This is a genomic window from Pseudomonas sp. UV AK001 (genome assembly GCF_046097675.1).
Lineage (GTDB): Bacteria > Pseudomonadota > Gammaproteobacteria > Pseudomonadales > Pseudomonadaceae > Aquipseudomonas > Aquipseudomonas kribbensis.
The window spans coordinates 85,780-102,614 of sequence record NZ_JBJUVZ010000013.1; the positions used below are offsets into that span (position 1 = coordinate 85,780).

Consider the following 16,835-nt stretch of genomic DNA (forward strand, 5'->3'; position numbering starts at 1 on the left):
CGCGGCTAGGTAAGTGAGCGGATCGGGCGGGATCAGCGCAGAACGGGAAGCACGAGACGTACGGGCGGAGTTGGAGCGAGGAGGCGGGCTACAGAGGACATCAGAATCACCATTGTTGTTGTTAATTGGGCCTGACGCGGGAGCAATCACACGCGTTGGCCAACCGGTCTGTTGCCGGTAGTGGCGGCGATCCTAATGGGGCAACCTTTCAGCCAGCTTTCGCGGATGAAAGGTCTGACGAGAGGCTCGGACAGTTTCTTGCAACAAGTGAATCTGCAGTGGAACGTGATCGTAAGGCCCTTCCGAAGATTTTGAAGGGCCATGTCCACCGCTGTATGGAAGGCATTCGCAATGCTAGGCTTGCGACCACTGCAAAGTTTGAGAGGAGCTCCAACCAATGCTCAACAGCGTTGATTTAGACAATTTCGGCCCATTACAGAAAATTCGCTGGAGCAAGCTCTCAAACCTGAATCTGATCATCGGTGCAAACAGCGCTGGCAAGACCTTTTTGCTCAAGGCGCTGTATTGCACGATGCGGACGGTTGAAGGGTATCAGCGTGGGAACGACCAACGATCAGCCGCCGATATCCTTGCCGACAAGCTTTATTGGACCTTCCAGACAGAAAAGATTGGCGATTTGGTAACAAAAGGCGCGGATACTCCTCTTTCCTGCAAGGTCAAGGTAGATACGCGCGCATTCCGTTACGGTTTCGGTAAGGACACGACCAAGAACATCGCGTCTCTGGAAAGCCACGCCGTCCCTCGACTCAGTAATTCCATCTTTCTTCCTCCCAAGGAAGTGCTCTCTCTTCAACACATCATCTTGAAGAGTCGCGATGTCGATAAGGACTTCGGCTTCGACGACACCTATTACGATCTGGCCCAAGCTCTGCGTCTCTTGCCTACAAAGGGCAACAACCACTCACATTTCGTCAAGGCCAGGACCAGCTTGGAAAAAATGCTTGATGGCAAGGTGATTTTCGACACTCGTACAAATCGCTGGCAATTCAAAAAGCAAAACCAAAAGTTCCAGATCGGTTCAACAGCGGAAGGCATCAAGAAGATAGCCATTCTCGATACCTTACTGGGTAATCGATACCTGACCAAAGACTCGGTTGTGTTCATTGATGAGCCAGAGTCTGCCCTGCACCCGACTGCCATAACCAAACTAATCGACATTATCGTGACACTTGCTGATAGCGGGATTCAGTTTTTTATCGCAAGCCACTCGTACTTCGTCATCAAGGCGCTTTATCTCGCGGCTCAAAAACAAAAAATGTCGATACCGGTTTTGTCGAACATTGCGGGGGAGTGGGTGGATGATGACCTACTGAAAGGTATGCCGCACAACCCGATCGTCGATGAGTCAATTCGCCTCTACGAAGAAGAAGTGGAGTTGGCGCTGGAATGAGTATTTCAATCCAGGAATCAGGAATGAACTTCGGTCCCTATTCTGAGGATAAGTGTTTCCAGATCGAATCCAGCCCACTTTTAAAAAAGCTCGGAAAAGGGCTAAAAGCCACAGAATTTGTTCTTTTGCGAGACTCATCAAACAACACACAGGCAGCATGGTTCATCGAAGCAAAATCAAGTGCACCAAAGGAGCATGCGATCTATGTTGAGGAAATCCGACAGAAGTTTACAAATTCGGTACAACTGACGTTCGCTGCCTGTCTCAAGCGACATCGAGATACCGAAGAATTTCTACCCTTAGAGTTCAGGAATCTGGACTTGGAGAAGTGCTCTGTAAAGTGTGTTCTGGTGATCCGCAATTTCCGTAAAGAATGGATTGCCCCGCTACAGGAATCCTTGAACAAAGAAATGACGTCCTTGGTGAAAACAATGGGATTGAGTCCTACATCTGTAGTGGTCATCAACGATGAAAAGGCGCGCGAGCTGAATTTGATCACCTGACATGAGGTTAAAGCACCATGTCCGTTTTGCATTTGGGTGGCTGTCACTGCGGACATATCCGCTATCAGTTCAGCGGAACGTTGCAGGACATCGCCCACTGTCATTGTTCGATCTGTCGAAAGGTCAGCGGCGGCATCGTCACCACCTGGATCACGTTGCCGGCGGCGAACTTCCAGTGGCTGGCCGGGACGCCTTCGCGCTATGACTCGTCAACCAGCTGCGCACGGTTCTTCTGCCCGAACTGCGGCGCGCAACTGGCGCTGGTGACCTTGCTCAGCCCCGAGAGCATCGATCTGACCATCGCCACGCTGGATCACCCGGAACAAGCCGCCGCCGAACGGCATATCTGGACTGACAGCCAGTTGCCTTGGCTGCACCTGGACGAGCATTTGCCGGGCGAGCCCGAAGAAACCATCTGATTAAAAAATAGACAGATCCAGCGACCGCATCGCGCCCATCCAGATCGCGTGCTCGGTGTGGTCGAGCAAGTCATCGCCGGTGTCCGGGTGCAGGAACACCACCAAGCCGTTGCGATTGAGCGCCAGCCACGGCAGCACGTCGCCGATCAACTCCGGGCCAAAGGCCAGTTGGCAGCTCCAGTCCGGGTGCGGGCCGACCGGACGTTCATGCACGCGACCCATCTTCAATGGAAACAACGCTGCCGCCTGCTCACACAGCGCCCGCGCCTGTTCGATGGTGCTGGCGTCGTAATAAACGTGGGCGTGGTAACCCTTGATCGTCTGCATCGCAAACCCTCTGAATCGGTTCGAACCCTCGGCGCTGGCCGTATGTCACACGCCATACAAGGGAAAACAAAAGGGACCTCAGCCATGAAAAATGCCGAAACCCCGGTGGTGAAAGTGGTGCTCTATGGTGCCATGAGTAGCCTGGGCAGTGCGTTGATGGCTGAACTGCTGCGGCGCCAGCACGAAGTCATCGCCATCCTCGACGACCTGACCGCACTGGCGCCGCGTCCTGGCCTGCGTACCAAAAGCGGCGATCTGTTCGACGCCGAACGGGTCAACCAGAGTGTGGCCGGCAGCTCGGCGGTGATCTGCCTGCTCGATGCGCCGGGCCTGCCGTTCAGCAGCGAGCATGTGGAAAAGTCCGTGGTGCTCGGGCCGGTGGAGCAGGTGCTGGCGGTGGATGCGTTGATCGACGGTCTGCAAGCGGCCAATGTGTCGCGACTGTTTGTCGTCGGGGATTTCGCGCTGCTGGACGAGCCGGATCTGGATGATCGCCTGCAACGCCACGCCGCCGAGGAAATCCGCGAAGCCCTGCAAGGCAGCCCGTTGCGCTGGACGCTGGTCGATGCGCCGCGCGGCGTGGCGGGATTGACTATCGAGCATTTCAGCCAGGTCAGCAGCAGTCTTGAGCCGGGGCTGGCCGAACCGTTGGAACGCCTGAACCGGGTGGCCATCGGAATGGCCGATGAGCTGCGGTTGAATCTGCATGTGGGCGAACACGTGAGTTTTGTCGCGGCGTCGGAAAGCTGATTACACCGCGATCGAAGGCAAATCCATTCCCGTCAGCGACTGCGCGCTGCTGGCCTGTTCGGCCATCAACCAATCGACAAACAGCTGGATCAACGCCCCACGCCGTTTGCGCTGCGGCAGCACCACGTAATAGCCGAGGCGAGAGAGGGTGGTCTCGGCAATCGGCCGGCATAACAACCCCTGGGCCAGCAAGTTATCCACAAGGTGCCGCCAGCCAATCGCCACGCCCTGACCACCAATCGCCGCTTGAATCAGCAGCGTGTAGTTGTCGAAACGCAGTTGGCCCGGCGCGGGCGGCGTGTTGATACCGAGTTCGCGAAACAGCCCGCTCCAGTCGAACCAGTTGCTGCTGTTCTCGCCGCGCAGATGCAGCAACGGAAACTCCAGCAGCGCCTGTGGCGGCAGGGGCCGGACGCGATCTTTTAGCAATTGCGGACTGCACACCGGAAACACTTCTTCGCTGAACAGCCAGTGACTTTCGCCCTGTTTGAAGCGACCGTCGCCGAACAGCACGGCAACGTCGATATCCGGCCGAAGCATGTTGTGATTGCGCTCGCTGGTCACCAGGCTGACATCGACCTGCGGATTGGCTTCGTGAAAACGATGCAGGCGCGGCATCAGCCAGTACGCAGCGAAGGCGAAATCGGTGGCGACCTGCAACACTTCATGTTGCTGTTGTGCGCTGATCGCGCTCAATCCTGCGTCGATATTCTGCAAACCAAGGGTTACTTGCTCGAAAAGTATCGAACCGACCTCGGTCAGCTCAATACCTCGGTAGATCCGGTCGAACAACCGTGTTCCGAGCTGTTCCTCCAGCCGCTTGATCTGCTGACTGATGGCCGGTTGGGTAGTCCCGAGTTCCACCGCTGCAGCGGTAAAACTGCGATGGCGGGCCGCCGCTTCGAAGGCACGCAGCAGGTCCAACGACAAATCACCGAGGGCTTCATACATAAGCTGTGCTTATCCTAGTCATTGTCCGGCGCGGGCTTTACCGGAGATTGCGTGGAATCCATGCTCGATCGCAGCAATGTCGCATAAATATTCACTATGGAATGCCGCGATCACATGAAGCGCAAGAACATTCTCTTCATCATGGCCGATCAAATGGCCGCGCCAATGTTGCCGTTCTACGGCCCGTCGCCGATCAAGCTGCCGAATCTCAGCCGCCTCGCCGAACAGGGCGTGGTGTTCGATGCCGCGTATTGCAACAGCCCGCTGTGCGCACCGTCGCGTTTCACCCTGGTCAGCGGCCAGTTGCCGAGCAAGATCGGCGCCTACGACAACGCCGCCGATTTCCCCGCCGACATTCCCACCTACGCCCATTATCTGCGGCGTCTCGGCTATCGCACCGCGCTGTCGGGCAAGATGCACTTCTGCGGGCCGGATCAACTGCACGGCTACGAAGAACGCCTGACCAGCGACATCTACCCGGCCGACTATGGCTGGGCGGTGAACTGGGACGAACCCGATGTCCGGCCGAGCTGGTACCACAACATGTCTTCGGTGCTGCAGGCCGGGCCGTGCGTGCGCACCAACCAGCTCGACTTCGACGAAGAGGTGGTGTTCAAGGCGCAGCAATACCTGTTCGACCACATTCGTGAAGACGGCGACCAGCCGTTCTGCCTGACAGTGTCGATGACTCACCCACACGATCCGTACACGATTCCCAAGGCGTTCTGGGATTTGTACGACGATGCGGATATCCCGCTTCCGACGACACCGGACCAGCATTCGCTCGATCCGCACTCCCAGCGGTTGCTCAAAGTCTACGACCTGTGGGACAAGCCATTGCCTGTGGATAAGATCCGCGATGCGCGCCGGGCCTATTTCGGCGCGTGCAGCTATATCGACGCCAACGTCGGCAAACTCCTGCAAACCCTCGAGGATACCGGGCTGATCGATGACACCATCATCGTATTCTCCGGCGACCACGGCGACATGCTTGGGGAAAAAGGCCTCTGGTACAAAATGCACTGGTTCGAGATGGCCGCTCGGGTGCCCCTGTTGATAAGTGCACCCGGTCAGTTCAAATCGGGCCGTGTCAGCTCTGCCGTCTCCACCGCCGATCTGCTGCCGACCTTCGTTGAACTGGCCGGCGGCAACCTGGAACCGAATCTGCCGCTGGACGGCCGTTCGTTGGTGCCGCATCTGCAAGGGCAGGGCGGTCACGACGAGGTGTTCGGTGAATACATGGCCGAAGGCACTGTCAGCCCGCTGATGATGATCCGCCGTGGCGCCTTCAAATTTATCTACAGCGAAACCGACCCTTGCCTACTCTTCGATGTGGATAACGATCCACGGGAGCAGGAAGAACTCAGCCAATCACCGCAACATCGCCAGCTGTTCGACGATTTTCTCGCCGAAGCACGGGCCAAATGGGACATTCCGGCGATTCACCACGAGGTGCTCGAAAGCCAGCGGCGCCGGCGCTTCGTTGCCGAGGCGCTGACCATCGGCAAGCTGAAGAGCTGGGATCACCAGCCGCTGGTGGACGCCAGTCAGCAGTACATGCGCAACCACATCGACCTCGATGACCTGGAGCGCAAGGCCCGTTATCCACAACCCTGCCAAAACCAATAACGTTAAGGGGAAGTCCATGGTCAAGTTATCCACAGTCGTGACGGTCAGCCTGCTGGCACTGGGCAGCGCATCCGCGTTCGCCGAGAGCTGCGACACGGTGAAAATGGCCGATCCCGGCTGGAGCGACATCGCCGCGACCAACGCCATCACCGGGTTTCTGCTGGACGGCATGGGCTACAAGGCCAAGATCGACACCCTCGCGGTGCCGATCACCTTCGGCGGCTTGAAGGATGGCCAGGTCGACGTGTTCCTCGGCAACTGGATGCCGGCGCAGCAGGGGTTCTACGACAAGTTCGTGGCCACCGGTGACGTCACGCAACTGGCGAAGAACCTCGACGGCACCGAGTTCACCCTGGCCGTGCCGGACTACGTGTGGGACGCGGGTGTGCATAACTTTTCCGACCTGAACAAATTCGCCGACAAGTTCGATCGCAAGATCTACGGCATCGGCTCCGGCGCGCCGGCGAACATCTCGCTGCAAGAGATCATCAAGAAGAACGACTTCGACATGGGCCAGTGGAAACTGATCGAGTCCAGCGAACAGGCGATGCTGGCCGAAGTCTCGCGGGCAGTGAAGAAACAGAAATTCGTCACCTTCCTCGGCTGGACCCCACACCCGATGAACGTGCAGCTGAAAATGCATTACCTCAAGGGTGGCGAGAAATACTTCGGCGACACCGGCAGCGTCTACACCCTGACGCGCAAGGGCTACGCCGAGGCCTGTCCGAATGTGGGTAAATTGCTGACCAATCTTTCGTTCACTCAGGAGATGGAGAACAGCATCATGGCCGAGGTGGTGAACAAGAAGGTCAGCAATGCAGATGCGGTGAAGGCGTGGATCAAGGCGAATCCGGCGGTGCTGGATAAGTGGCTTGATGGGGTGAAGACGGTGGATGGCAAGGATGCGTTGCCGGCGGTTAAAGCCAAACTGTAACTGCGCGGGCCGATCATTCCCACGCTCTGCGTGGGAATGCCGCCATGGACGCTCCGCGTCCCGAGCTGCGTACAATGCGCAAAATTTCACCCGAGAGGATTCATGGCCTTCCCCAGCCGCCGATCACTGTTTCCCTTCCTGACCTGGCTGCCCCGGCAGACCCGCGCCAGCGTCGGGCGGGACCTGGTCGTCGGCCTCAGCGGCGCGATTCTCGCGTTGCCGCAGTCGATAGCCTACGCCCTGATCGCCGGACTTCCGCCCGAGTACGGCCTGTATGCCGCGATCATTCCGGTGCTGATCGCCTGCCTGTGGGGTTCGTCATGGCACTTGATCTGCGGGCCGACCGCGGCGATTTCAATTGTCCTGTTCGCCAGTGTCAGTCCACTGGCCGTGCCTGCATCACAGGACTACATCACCCTGATCCTGTTGCTGACGTTCCTCGCCGGGATTTTTCAGTATTTGCTCGGCCTGTTGCGCTTCGGCGCGCTGGTGAATTTCGTCTCGCATTCGGTAGTGCTGGGTTTCACACTCGGTGCGGCAGTGGTGATTGCCATCGGGCAATTGCCGAACCTGCTGGGGCTGGATCTGCCGGCCAAGGCCACGGCGCTGGCCAGCCTGATGGACTTGCTGCGCCACCTAGGGGCTGTGGATAAACCATCTCTAGTCCTTGGCGTCGCCACGGTGGTGGTTGGCGTATTGCTCAAACAATTGCTGCCACGCTGGCCGACGCTGTTGATGACCTTGGTGCTCGGCAGCCTGGTGGTGTGGCTGTGGCCGGCGATGTTCGGCCATGTTCACCTGGTCAGTGCTTTTGTCGGGCGCTTGCCGCCGTTCAGCGGGTTGCCGCTGGACATGGATCTGGTCCTGCGCCTGCTGCCGAGTGCCGTGGCGGTGGGCATGCTCGGACTGGTCACCAGTCTGTCGATCGCCCGTTCGATTGCTGCGCGCTCCCAGCAATTGCTCGATGCCAATCAGGAAGTCCGTGCCCAGGGACTTTCCAACATCATCGGGGCGTTCTTTTCGGGATCGTTGTCCGCCGGTTCGTTCACCCGCTCCGGGCTGAGTTATGAGGCCGGGGCCTGTTCACCGCTGGCCGGGGTGTTTTCGGCGTTGTGGGTGGCGCTGTTCGCGATTTTCGGCGCAGGGCTGATTGCGCACATACCGATCCCGGCCATGGCCGGCAGCATTCTGTTGATCGCCTGGGGACTGGTGGATCATCGCGGCATTCGTGCGCTGCTGCGGGTCAGCCGGGCCGAGTTTGTGGTGATGGGCCTGACCTGCGTTGCCACGTTGCTGCTGGAATTGCAGACGGCGATTTACGCCGGGGTGCTGGCGTCGCTGTTTTTCTATCTCAAGCGCACTTCGCAGCCGCGAGTGCAGCATTGGCGCGACGGCGAGGACGATGTGCTGCGGGTCGGCGGCTCGATCTTTTTCGGCGCCAGCCACTACCTGCAAGTGCGCCTGCAACGGATGCACGGTGCGCGGGTCGTGATCGAGGCGCAGCAGATCAACTTCATCGACTACTCCGGCGTGGAAATGCTCCATCAGGAAGCCAGGCGCCTGCTGCGCCAGGATCGCAGCCTGACCTTGCGTCAGGCGCGACCACAGGTGGTGGAGGAGTTGCGCAAACTTGAAGGGCCGGAGAAGTGCCCGATCCGCTTCGAGGACTGAAGGCGCCTTAGAGCGCCAGTTGTCGACGCAATTCCGCCAGAACCGGCGCCGTGTCGGGACGTACGCCACGCCACAGGAAAAAGGCTTCCGCCGCCTGCTCCGCCAGCATGCCCAATCCGTCCATCACCACACCCGCGCCGTGCTCGCTGGCCCAGCGGCAGAACGCGGTGGGTTCCTTGCCGTACATCATGTCGTAGCACAGGGTCTGTCCCGGCTCGATCAGGCTTTCTGCAATCGGCGGCACATCACCGGTGAGACTGGCGGAGGTGGCGTTGATGATCACGTCCACCGGCTCGCGCAACCAGTCGTAACCGCTGGCCGACACCGGCCCGAGGTCGCAGAACAGCTCGGCCAGCAACTCGGCCTTGTCCACCGTGCGATTGGCGATGATCACCGACGCCGGTTTCTCCGCCAGCAACGGCTCCAGCGCACCGCGTACCGCGCCACCGGCGCCGAGCAGCAGAATGCGTTTGCCGGTAAGGCTGAATTCGGCGTTGACCGTCAGATCGCGCACCAGCCCGGCGCCATCGGTGTTATCCCCGAGCAAGGTGCCGTCGGCGAGTTTGCTCAAGGTGTTCACCGCACCCGCACGTTGAGCACGGGCGGTCAGACTGTTGGCCAGGCGGTAGGCGTCTTCCTTGAAGGGCACGGTCACGTTGGCACCGCGACCTTCCTGGAAAAACGCCGTGGCGCAGCCGGAAAAATCGTCGAGCGGTGCCAGCAGGGTGCTGTAGTCGAGGCTCTGTCCGGTCTGATCGGCGAACAGTTTGTGAATCATCGGCGACTTGCTGTGGCCGATCGGGTTACCGAAAACGACGTAACGATCCATCGGAAATCCTCAGGCCTGGGCCAGCCAGTCGCGATCTTGCAGGAAGTATTCGGTCAGGCGTGCTTCTTCGCTACCCGGCTCGGCTTTCCAGTCGTAGGCCCAGTGCACTTGCGGCGGCAGCGACATCAGGATCGACTCGGTTCGCCCGCCCGACTGCAGGCCGAACAGGGTGCCACGGTCGTAGACCAGGTTGAACTCGACGTAGCGGCCGCGACGGAACTCCTGGAACTCGCGCTGCTTGGCGGTGAACGCGTCGTTCTTGCGGCGCTGCACGATCGGCAGGTAAGCGTCGATGTATGCATCACCGATGGCGCGCATGAAGGCGAAGCTGGTATCGAAGTCCCATTCGTTCAGGTCATCGAAGAACAGGCCGCCGATGCCACGTGGTTCATGGCGGTGCTTGATATGGAAATAGGTGTCGCACCAGGCCTTGTAGCGCGGATAGACGTCCGGGCCGAACGGTGCGCAGGCCTGCTCGGCGACGCGGTGCCAGTGGATGCAGTCTTCTTCGTTGCCGTAGTACGGCGTCAGGTCGAAACCGCCGCCGAACCACCAGACCGGCTCCTCGCCCTCCTTCTCGGCAATGAAAAAGCGCACGTTGGCGTGGGACGTCGGCACATGCGGGTTGTGCGGGTGGATGACCAGCGACACGCCAAGGGCTTCAAAACCACGCCCGGCCAGTTCCGGCCGATGGGCACTGGCGGACGGTGGCAGGCCACTGCCGAAGACGTGGGAAAAGTTGACGCCGCCCTTTTCGATCACCGCGCCGTTCTCGATCACCCGGGTGCGACCGCCACCGCCGGCCGCACGGGTCCAGGCGTCTTCGACGAAGCGCGTGCCGCCGTCTTCGGATTCCAGCGCCGCGCAGATGCGGTCTTGCAGGTCGAGCAGATAGGCCTTTACGGCGTCGGTGCGGGTCGTCATGGCATCACCTTGGATCGGGCATCGCCCCGTGGGCAAGGGGGCGGCGCAAATGGGCGCGTAGCATACCATCGCAGGCCGGCACGCCGCAGTTGACGAAGATCAAGCAGGGGAGTTCGATAGGGGCCTTTGCGAACGAACCAAGGAGTAGGCAGATGGCCAAGCGAATCCAGTTCCGCGCCCATGGCGGCCCCGAAGTGCTCGAATACGTTGACTACCAGCCCGCCGAACCCGGCCCGCAGCAGGTTCGCGTGAGCAACAAGGCCATCGGCCTGAACTTCATCGACACCTACTACCGCAGCGGTCTCTACGCGCCACCGGCATTGCCGTCGGGAGTGGGAGCGGAAGGCGCGGGCATCGTCGAGGCGGTGGGCAGCGCCGTCACCCGGTTCAAGGTCGGTGACCGCGTGGCCTATGGCAGCGGCCCGTTGGGCGCGTACAGCGACGTCCACGTCCTGCCGGAAGCGAATCTGGTGCACCTGCCGGACGCCATCACCTTCGAAACCGCGGCCGGCGTGATGCTCAAGGGCCTGACCGTACAGTACCTGCTGCGCCAGACCTATGAACTCAAGGGCGGCGAAACCATTCTGTTCCACGCGGCGGCCGGCGGCGTCGGTTTGCTGGCCTGCCAATGGGCGAAAGCGCTGGGAGTGAAGCTGATCGGCACCGTCAGCTCGCAAGCGAAAGCCGAACTGGCCAAGGCCCACGGCGCCTGGGAAACCATCGATTACAGTCACGAAAACGTCGCCCAGCGGGTGCTGGAGTTGACCGACGGGAAAAAAGTCCCGGTGGTGTACGACGGCGTCGGCAAGGACACCTGGCCGGCGTCGTTGGACAGCGTGGCGCCTCGCGGTCTGCTGGTGAGCTTCGGCAACGCCTCGGGCGCAGTGGACGGAGTGAACCTGGGGATTCTGGCGGCGAAAGGCTCGCTGTACGTCACCCGGCCAACGCTCGCGACCTACGCCAACAACGCCGAAAACCTGCAACGCATGGCCGATGAGCTGTTCGGGATGATCAACAGCGGCAAGCTGAAAGTGGATATCAGCCAGCGTTACGCACTGGCTGATGCGGCGAAGGCGCAGACCGAGTTGTCGGCGCGACGCACCACTGGCTCCACCGTTCTGCTGCCCTGACGGCAGATCTCTCCGGCCAATCGTCATGACTTGGTCGGAGTCTGTGGTAACTCAGCAAAAAACGGTGTCTTGCCGGTCAAGGTCGTTTCAAATGCCTGACGGGCAAGACGCTTCACCTCCAGCCCCAATACACCGGGCAGACTGAGCAATGCGCTCGCTTGCCCTTCGACCTGCAACGCACGTTCGAGGAAGGTTTGCGCGACGGCAGTCAGTCTGTCCTCGGCGATAACCAGACACATGTGCGCTCCACCGGGCTGTCGATCGATCTGCACCTGGATATCTGCAGTGTCCAATTCAGGCAAGAGCTGCCGAAGTACGTGCAATACCTTTGACTGAGTGATGATCGCCCCACCCAGTTTGATCGATGTTTCGACCCGTCCCTCAAGGGCCAGAACCGGCATGGAGCTGCCACAGGCACAATTCGTCACCGTGCGCAGGATTCGCCCACGATCCCCGATCCTGTAGCGAAACAGCGGCGCATGATCGGGCAGCAGGGGCGTCAGCAGAAACTCACCGGTCTCTCCTTCTGCCACGGCTTGCAGGGTCAGGGGATCAATCACTTCGACCAGCATCGCGTCGGCATGCAAATGATAAAAACCGTGTTCAAGGTGTGCACACTGAAAGCCGATGGGACCCGTTTCCGTCGAGCTGTAGCCCAACGAGCGAATTTTCAGCTTCGGCCAATCCCGGGCCAATTGGTTGCGCAGCGTTTTACTGCAGGGTTCTCCAATGTAGTAAAGCCACCTCAGACTGCCCAACTGTTCTGAACCAACGTTTTCATGATTGAACAACGCAGCGGCGAAAGAAGGGGTGCACATCAGCGCATCGGCCGCGTGCGACTGAATCAGCTCGGCAATGCGCTGAACACCCATCTGTGAGCCGGCGGGCAACAAGCGTGCGCCAATGTGCTGGACAATGGCTGTCGCGTAATGAAAAGCACCCTGCATTTCACCGGCCGTCAGGCAGTTGATGACCACCTCCGGATGCTCGTCCGCCACATCAAACATCCGTGCCCCCAGAGGCACGATCGCGGCGTTGAACGCCCAGGAATGGGTGATCTGTTTGCGATTGCCGGTGCTCCCTCCCGAGGTCAGGGTCAGTCCGCCACCTGGCGCTCGGTGCGACGCATCGCCGAGTGCGGAAAACAGCCCACCGCCGAACTCGTCTTCCACTGCCAGAACCGGCAGTCGATGCAGATCAGCCGATGTCTGCACCTCCAGAATCCGGGGATACAGCGCACGGAACCACGGCAGAGAACGCGCGTGAGCCAATTTTTGTGCAAGCGCCTCGGCTGATAAATCCATCAGTGGATCATTGCTCATTAGCCCATCCTCCCTGACGAATGCCCAACTCGTCGAATCCGCTACGGACGGCACTCGCCAGAGATTCCAACTGGCGCTGACTGTGGCTCGCGCTGATGGCCAGACGCAAAATCGCCTCGCCCTTGGCCACTACCGGAAACAGTGCGGTAGTGACCGCCATGCCCTGCCGACGCAAATGCTGCGCCAGACAGATCGCATCTCTCTCGGCCCCGACACGGACGAAACGAATGGGGGACTCGACCTGATGATTGCCCAGCACCGGCCCAAGCAGACCGTCGATCACGGCGATATTTCGCCACAGGTCAGCCTGCAATCGACCCAGCTCCGGCGACAGGTGGATATTCCCGGAGACGACCGCCGCGCCCACTCCAGCCATGGAAAGGGGGCCGCCAAACGTATAGGTCGAGGCGTGGCTGCGTATCAGCTCGGCATCCGCCGCCGAACGCACGGTGATCGCGCCACCGGTTGCACCGAATGCCTTGGACAGCGACGACAGAAGGATCAGCCGACCGCGCAACCGTTCTTCAGCAGCGGCCAATGCATACCCACCCCCTGCCACTCCATGGATCGAAGTGCCGTGGGCATCATCCGCATAAAGATAACCGTCAAAACGCTCCGCCAGCTGCAACAGGCGGTTGACCGGATACACACCGCGCATCGAGCCAATGCTGTCGGTCAGGATGACGGGCGTGTTACCCGCTGCGACCGCCGCCAGACACGCCTCCTCCACTTGCTCCACATCACTGCAATCGCAGCGTTTTACCGGCCCAAACTGCCAGAGAATGCCCTGCAGCACCTGCATCGAGGCATGCGCCGCGCGGTCAACAATCCAGAAGGGACCACGCCTCAAGGGGTAGGAGGGCATCTCACCGGAACCGAGCAGCGGCAGGCAGCCGAGATGCGCACTGCCCACCGAGTTGAAGGTAACCGTATGCCCCTGAAATATCCGGCTCAGTTGTTCATCCAGCTCACGCATGGGAGGCAGCAGGGCTCGGGTTCGCGCGGCAGCGAACTGCACGCCGAAGGCTTCGGCGGCGCTCACGGCTCCGTGAATCAAGCGTGGATCACACTCCAGCCCCAGGTAAGAACATGAGAGAAACTCCGTCAGCCGTTCGCCGCTGTCGAGTTCGATCTCCTTGCCTTCACGCTTGACCAGTTTCAGACCGTTCAGCCCGGCATCGAATAACTGCTGTTGATCATCACGAGATTGCCGGACACGGTTTTTGACCCAATTGACGGTCGGTTGAAAGGTGTTCATCGGGATACCTGCATAGCGGCTGTCCGGCGATAGACCTGCACACGCCAGAGCTGGGTTTTTTCTCGTGCGATTTCTGCCTGGTACTGATGGGTGATATCGCAGAAACCTGCACAATCGGGTTGAACCACATGCAAATGGCCACGCATGACCACCCGCGCGTTTTCTGCCAGCGCCGGGGCCAGGCTCTGGAGAACATGGGCACCAGCCGTTTCGGGCATGAAGGAAGGCACGTCCGACAGTGATACGAAATCGATGCCTGTTTCCCCGTCAACGCAGTCGAGGATGTCAGCCTGCACAACGCGTAATTCACATTGCTTAAGCCCCTCACGGGCACGCTGGAAAATCTGCGGATCGCACTCCAGCGGGAAGCCTTGTGGATAGCGCAACTCTCCGAAAAACAGCATTTGCAGGAAAAAACTCTCCCGGACCACCTGAGAGGTGAACAGCCTGTGGAAAATATCCAGGTAGGCCGCGCGAGAACTGATACCGAGGTTGTTGGGGGGAAACGAGCCTTTGTACAACAGCGAATTGAGTACTGCTGCGTTGCCCAGCAAAGCGATCACCGCCTTCCAGCGCTTGAGCGGAAAGCGCTTTCGGTAATATTCCGTTTGTTCTTCAAGGCAGCCGTACTGAAAAATGCCCCGGCCCGCCTTGCCGGTAAACAGTCCGGTGATCTTCGCCAGCCGCTTCAGAGTCTGCTCGAATGCGCCCATGTAAATCGGCGCGTCCCATTGCCTGGACTGGAATAACCCGAACAACCAGCGACGATCCGCGGGCGGCAAAATCAATTGCTGAAAAATGGATCGGCGCCGTGCTCTGAGACTTTCCATCCGATAGCCCATGAACTCCATGAACGACTCGTGATCGGTCTGTTCCAGCAACGCCAGACGCAACCGGGTAAACGCCAGTTGCGGCGCACTGATGTCGCTACAGGTCATGCGTAACGGGTTTGCGGCCAGCAGCGGCAACAGGCGACCGCCGCATCCGGCAATACCCAGTACGTGTCGGGCATGCGTGGGCAGGATCGCGTACTCAAGCGCGGTGTCTTCATCCCCCAGCGTGTAGTTGAGCTGGTCGAAATAGTCAGCCATGCCTGCCTCCAGCCACCTGATGTGAACATGGGCACGAGATCTTCATTGGCTGTCCAGGGCGTGGAGAAAGTCATAGCGGGGCGCCAGCCCGTTTTGCCAGGCCTCGTATCGCTCATAAACGGCCTCAAGCATGTTGCCGGTCAGGCGCAGGCTGGTTTCCATGACGGTGGCAATGGCATCCCAATCGTCCTGACGCTTGCAGGTGCGCTGCAGCATGAGTTTGATTTCGTTGAAGTGCTCGATATCGATGTCGGAATGTGCAACGAAGAACGTCAGCTGAGCCGGTTTCAGCTCCAGCGTTTCACTCAGACGGTTGATAAGTGGCGTAATGAACTGGTAGGCATTTTCTGCCCAATAACTATAACCAAGCCGCTGTAGCGGATTACCGGTAAAGGAAATCCAGTATAAATAGGCAATCAACACTTCAGTCTCTGGAAGTGCAGATGGAATATCGAACACTTCATGCTTCAGACCAAGGCTCATGACATCGTGCAATGCCATCTTTTCATGACCGACTTCCTGTGCCGCATGTTCAAAACAGAACTTTGCATACACCGGATTATCTGCATGTCGCACACCCACCAACCCTTGATTTCGCGCATTGTGTGCCGTGTAGTGAAAGGTTTCGATCATGTAGATCGCATATAACGCTCTGGAAACTTCACCTTCGCGAATGGCTTTAACCAGCCGCGAATTCTCCAGAATATCGGTCCATGACTTTTCTACTCGCTCATCGAGCAGGCTCAACTGTTGGTTAAAACTGAGGGGCGCATTCATCAACGTGTTTCTCCGATGGGTTGGCGAGCAGGTGGGTGGGTTGTTGAAGTGCGGCGAAAATCTGCTGCCATTGAGCTGAAAGCAGCCAGTAATCACCACGCTTGCGGTGTTCGATGTGTAGAGCGTCGGTAGTGATCGGCGTCAGGCCGAAGCGCTGGAAGAATCGCCGTTGCGGTGATCGGCAGAGGGCGGTGACGCCTTCATGACCGTGCCTGATCGCCCATTCCGTAGCAGCCGCCAGCAGGCCGTTGACCGACATCGGGAACTGATTTTGCGAGTGGCTGATCAAGCGGCTGAACTCGACATGGCGCGATAGCGCCACCGTGGGAGAAACATGCTGCTGCGTCAGTGATGCCCATTCGAACGGCGCAGGCGTGACTCTCAATACAGCCATGGGTCTGTCGTGCAGATACAGCAAAAAGTGGGTACTGCGCGAGGCAATTGCCAGGCGTGTTTCAAACAATCTGGCTTTGGGCGTCAACATGTAGTGCTGCAATCGCAGTCGAAAATGACGACCAACAAACTGTTCAAACTCTCGCGTATCCGAGCCTGCCTCAAGAATAACGATACGATAACTTTCATAACGACTTTTCAAGGTCGCCTGTAATGCCTGCAGACAGTCCGTTAATTGCAAATACCTGATATCCATTTCTTCTCCGCAGCCGTTAACTTTTCGAAGTTTTCTGAGCGCATTGAAATAATGAATGTTTTTAGAAAAACCGCCACTGTGCGGCTTCTGAGAATAACGTCGGAAAAATTACAACAAATGAATACTTACCGATTCATCTGACATAGAAAGGAAAAAATCAAACCGAAAAACTGGTCAGTATTTTCAGTTACATGAAGGAAAAATCGCAGGCACTCGTAGTACTCCTCGCCATGAAAGCCGAGGAGTACTCACAGAATTAA

Annotated in this window: 17 protein-coding genes; 8 read left to right on the forward strand and 9 right to left on the reverse strand. The window is 58.7% G+C overall.

Annotated elements, in window-relative coordinates; genetic code table 11:
- Positions 1-397 precede the first annotated feature (397 nt).
- The 3 genes from ACKLNA_RS27260 to ACKLNA_RS27270 are packed head-to-tail and all read left to right on the forward strand — an operon-like array spanning position 398 to position 2,333.
- Positions 398-1,411: an AAA family ATPase gene (locus ACKLNA_RS27260; protein ID WP_408987676.1), complete on the forward strand. Its 1,014-nt coding sequence runs from the start codon at positions 398-400 to the stop codon at positions 1,409-1,411.
- 23 nt (positions 1,412-1,434) lie between these two features.
- Positions 1,435-1,914: a hypothetical protein gene (locus tag ACKLNA_RS27265; protein WP_408987677.1), complete on the forward strand. Its 480-nt coding sequence runs from the start codon at positions 1,435-1,437 to the stop codon at positions 1,912-1,914.
- Positions 1,915-1,931: 17 nt separating this feature from the next.
- A complete protein-coding gene (locus ACKLNA_RS27270; RefSeq protein WP_408987678.1) occupies positions 1,932-2,333 on the forward strand; it encodes a GFA family protein in 402 nt (133 codons plus the stop codon).
- Here the strand turns inward: ACKLNA_RS27270 and ACKLNA_RS27275 are convergent, their stop codons facing one another.
- The gene (locus tag ACKLNA_RS27275) at positions 2,334-2,660 is read right to left on the reverse strand and encodes a DOPA 4,5-dioxygenase family protein (protein WP_408987679.1); all 327 of its coding nucleotides are present in this window, start codon (positions 2,658-2,660) and stop codon (positions 2,334-2,336) included.
- A gap of 84 nt (positions 2,661-2,744) precedes the next feature.
- Here ACKLNA_RS27275 and ACKLNA_RS27280 point away from each other — a divergent pair, with 84 nt between their 5' ends.
- Positions 2,745-3,410 (forward strand): NAD(P)-dependent oxidoreductase, encoded by a 666-nt coding sequence (locus ACKLNA_RS27280; RefSeq protein WP_408987680.1) that lies wholly within the window; start codon positions 2,745-2,747, stop codon positions 3,408-3,410.
- Here ACKLNA_RS27280 and ACKLNA_RS27285 read toward each other — a convergent pair whose 3' ends face one another.
- Positions 3,411-4,361, reverse strand: a complete 951-nt coding sequence (locus ACKLNA_RS27285; RefSeq protein WP_408987681.1) for a choline sulfate utilization transcriptional regulator — start codon at positions 4,359-4,361, stop codon at positions 3,411-3,413. It abuts the gene before it with no gap.
- 114 nt (positions 4,362-4,475) lie between these two features.
- Between ACKLNA_RS27285 and betC the strand changes: the two genes are divergently transcribed.
- The 3 genes from betC to ACKLNA_RS27300 all read left to right on the forward strand — a co-directional run bounded on the left by betC (position 4,476) and on the right by ACKLNA_RS27300 (position 8,595).
- On the forward strand, positions 4,476-5,990 hold the full coding sequence (gene betC / locus ACKLNA_RS27290; protein WP_408987682.1) for a choline-sulfatase: 1,515 nt from the start codon (positions 4,476-4,478) through the stop codon (positions 5,988-5,990).
- 16 nt (positions 5,991-6,006) lie between these two features.
- On the forward strand, positions 6,007-6,924 hold the full coding sequence (choX, locus tag ACKLNA_RS27295) for a choline ABC transporter substrate-binding protein (protein WP_408987683.1): 918 nt from the start codon (positions 6,007-6,009) through the stop codon (positions 6,922-6,924).
- A gap of 102 nt (positions 6,925-7,026) precedes the next feature.
- A complete protein-coding gene (locus ACKLNA_RS27300; RefSeq protein ID WP_408987684.1) occupies positions 7,027-8,595 on the forward strand; it encodes a SulP family inorganic anion transporter in 1,569 nt (522 codons plus the stop codon).
- A gap of 7 nt (positions 8,596-8,602) precedes the next feature.
- Here the strand turns inward: ACKLNA_RS27300 and aroE are convergent, their stop codons facing one another.
- Both aroE and hemF read right to left on the reverse strand, forming a co-directional pair.
- Positions 8,603-9,424, reverse strand: a complete 822-nt coding sequence (gene aroE / locus ACKLNA_RS27305) for a shikimate dehydrogenase (protein ID WP_408987685.1) — start codon at positions 9,422-9,424, stop codon at positions 8,603-8,605.
- 9 nt (positions 9,425-9,433) lie between these two features.
- Positions 9,434-10,348: an oxygen-dependent coproporphyrinogen oxidase gene (hemF, locus tag ACKLNA_RS27310; protein ID WP_408987686.1), complete on the reverse strand. Its 915-nt coding sequence runs from the start codon at positions 10,346-10,348 to the stop codon at positions 9,434-9,436.
- 152 nt (positions 10,349-10,500) lie between these two features.
- On the opposite strand from hemF, the gene ACKLNA_RS27315 reads away from it, so the two are divergent.
- Positions 10,501-11,478, forward strand: a complete 978-nt coding sequence (locus tag ACKLNA_RS27315; protein ID WP_408987687.1) for an NADPH:quinone reductase — start codon at positions 10,501-10,503, stop codon at positions 11,476-11,478.
- A 23-nt stretch (positions 11,479-11,501) separates the two neighbouring features.
- Here ACKLNA_RS27315 and ACKLNA_RS27320 read toward each other — a convergent pair whose 3' ends face one another.
- Genes ACKLNA_RS27320 through ACKLNA_RS27340 form a run of 5 tightly spaced genes read right to left on the reverse strand, consistent with a single transcriptional unit; the run spans position 11,502 to position 16,575 of the window.
- Positions 11,502-12,800, reverse strand: coding sequence for a phenylacetate--CoA ligase family protein (locus ACKLNA_RS27320; RefSeq protein WP_408987688.1), 1,299 nt, complete (start codon positions 12,798-12,800; stop codon positions 11,502-11,504).
- Positions 12,790-14,058 (reverse strand): aminotransferase class I/II-fold pyridoxal phosphate-dependent enzyme, encoded by a 1,269-nt coding sequence (locus ACKLNA_RS27325; protein ID WP_408987689.1) that lies wholly within the window; start codon positions 14,056-14,058, stop codon positions 12,790-12,792. Before ACKLNA_RS27325 ends, ACKLNA_RS27320 begins: the two co-directional genes overlap by 11 nt.
- Positions 14,055-15,149 (reverse strand): DUF3419 family protein, encoded by a 1,095-nt coding sequence (locus tag ACKLNA_RS27330; RefSeq protein WP_408987690.1) that lies wholly within the window; start codon positions 15,147-15,149, stop codon positions 14,055-14,057. The genes ACKLNA_RS27325 and ACKLNA_RS27330 overlap by 4 nt, the downstream gene beginning before the upstream one ends.
- A gap of 42 nt (positions 15,150-15,191) precedes the next feature.
- On the reverse strand, positions 15,192-15,926 hold the full coding sequence (locus ACKLNA_RS27335) for an iron-containing redox enzyme family protein (protein WP_408987691.1): 735 nt from the start codon (positions 15,924-15,926) through the stop codon (positions 15,192-15,194).
- Positions 15,904-16,575: a hypothetical protein gene (locus ACKLNA_RS27340; protein WP_408987692.1), complete on the reverse strand. Its 672-nt coding sequence runs from the start codon at positions 16,573-16,575 to the stop codon at positions 15,904-15,906. The genes ACKLNA_RS27335 and ACKLNA_RS27340 overlap by 23 nt, the downstream gene beginning before the upstream one ends.
- Between the last annotated feature and the right edge of the window lie 260 nt (positions 16,576-16,835).

Coding starts and splice junctions, on each gene's coding strand:
- ACKLNA_RS27265 (WP_408987677.1), top strand. CDS start 1,435: ATGAACTTCGGTCCCTATTCTGAGGATAAGTGTTTCCAGATCGAATCC.
- ACKLNA_RS27335 (WP_408987691.1), bottom strand. CDS start 15,926: ATGAATGCGCCCCTCAGTTTTAACCAACAGTTGAGCCTGCTCGATGAG.
- ACKLNA_RS27270 (WP_408987678.1), top strand. CDS start 1,932: ATGTCCGTTTTGCATTTGGGTGGCTGTCACTGCGGACATATCCGCTAT.
- ACKLNA_RS27325 (WP_408987689.1), bottom strand. CDS start 14,058: ATGAACACCTTTCAACCGACCGTCAATTGGGTCAAAAACCGTGTCCGG.
- ACKLNA_RS27280 (WP_408987680.1), top strand. CDS start 2,745: ATGAAAAATGCCGAAACCCCGGTGGTGAAAGTGGTGCTCTATGGTGCC.
- betC (WP_408987682.1), top strand. CDS start 4,476: ATGAAGCGCAAGAACATTCTCTTCATCATGGCCGATCAAATGGCCGCG.
- choX (WP_408987683.1), top strand. CDS start 6,007: ATGGTCAAGTTATCCACAGTCGTGACGGTCAGCCTGCTGGCACTGGGC.
- ACKLNA_RS27320 (WP_408987688.1), bottom strand. CDS start 12,800: ATGAGCAATGATCCACTGATGGATTTATCAGCCGAGGCGCTTGCACAA.
- ACKLNA_RS27275 (WP_408987679.1), bottom strand. CDS start 2,660: ATGCAGACGATCAAGGGTTACCACGCCCACGTTTATTACGACGCCAGC.
- aroE (WP_408987685.1), bottom strand. CDS start 9,424: ATGGATCGTTACGTCGTTTTCGGTAACCCGATCGGCCACAGCAAGTCG.
- ACKLNA_RS27330 (WP_408987690.1), bottom strand. CDS start 15,149: ATGGCTGACTATTTCGACCAGCTCAACTACACGCTGGGGGATGAAGAC.
- ACKLNA_RS27340 (WP_408987692.1), bottom strand. CDS start 16,575: ATGGATATCAGGTATTTGCAATTAACGGACTGTCTGCAGGCATTACAG.
- ACKLNA_RS27315 (WP_408987687.1), top strand. CDS start 10,501: ATGGCCAAGCGAATCCAGTTCCGCGCCCATGGCGGCCCCGAAGTGCTC.
- ACKLNA_RS27285 (WP_408987681.1), bottom strand. CDS start 4,361: ATGTATGAAGCCCTCGGTGATTTGTCGTTGGACCTGCTGCGTGCCTTC.
- hemF (WP_408987686.1), bottom strand. CDS start 10,348: ATGACGACCCGCACCGACGCCGTAAAGGCCTATCTGCTCGACCTGCAA.
- ACKLNA_RS27260 (WP_408987676.1), top strand. CDS start 398: ATGCTCAACAGCGTTGATTTAGACAATTTCGGCCCATTACAGAAAATT.
- ACKLNA_RS27300 (WP_408987684.1), top strand. CDS start 7,027: ATGGCCTTCCCCAGCCGCCGATCACTGTTTCCCTTCCTGACCTGGCTG.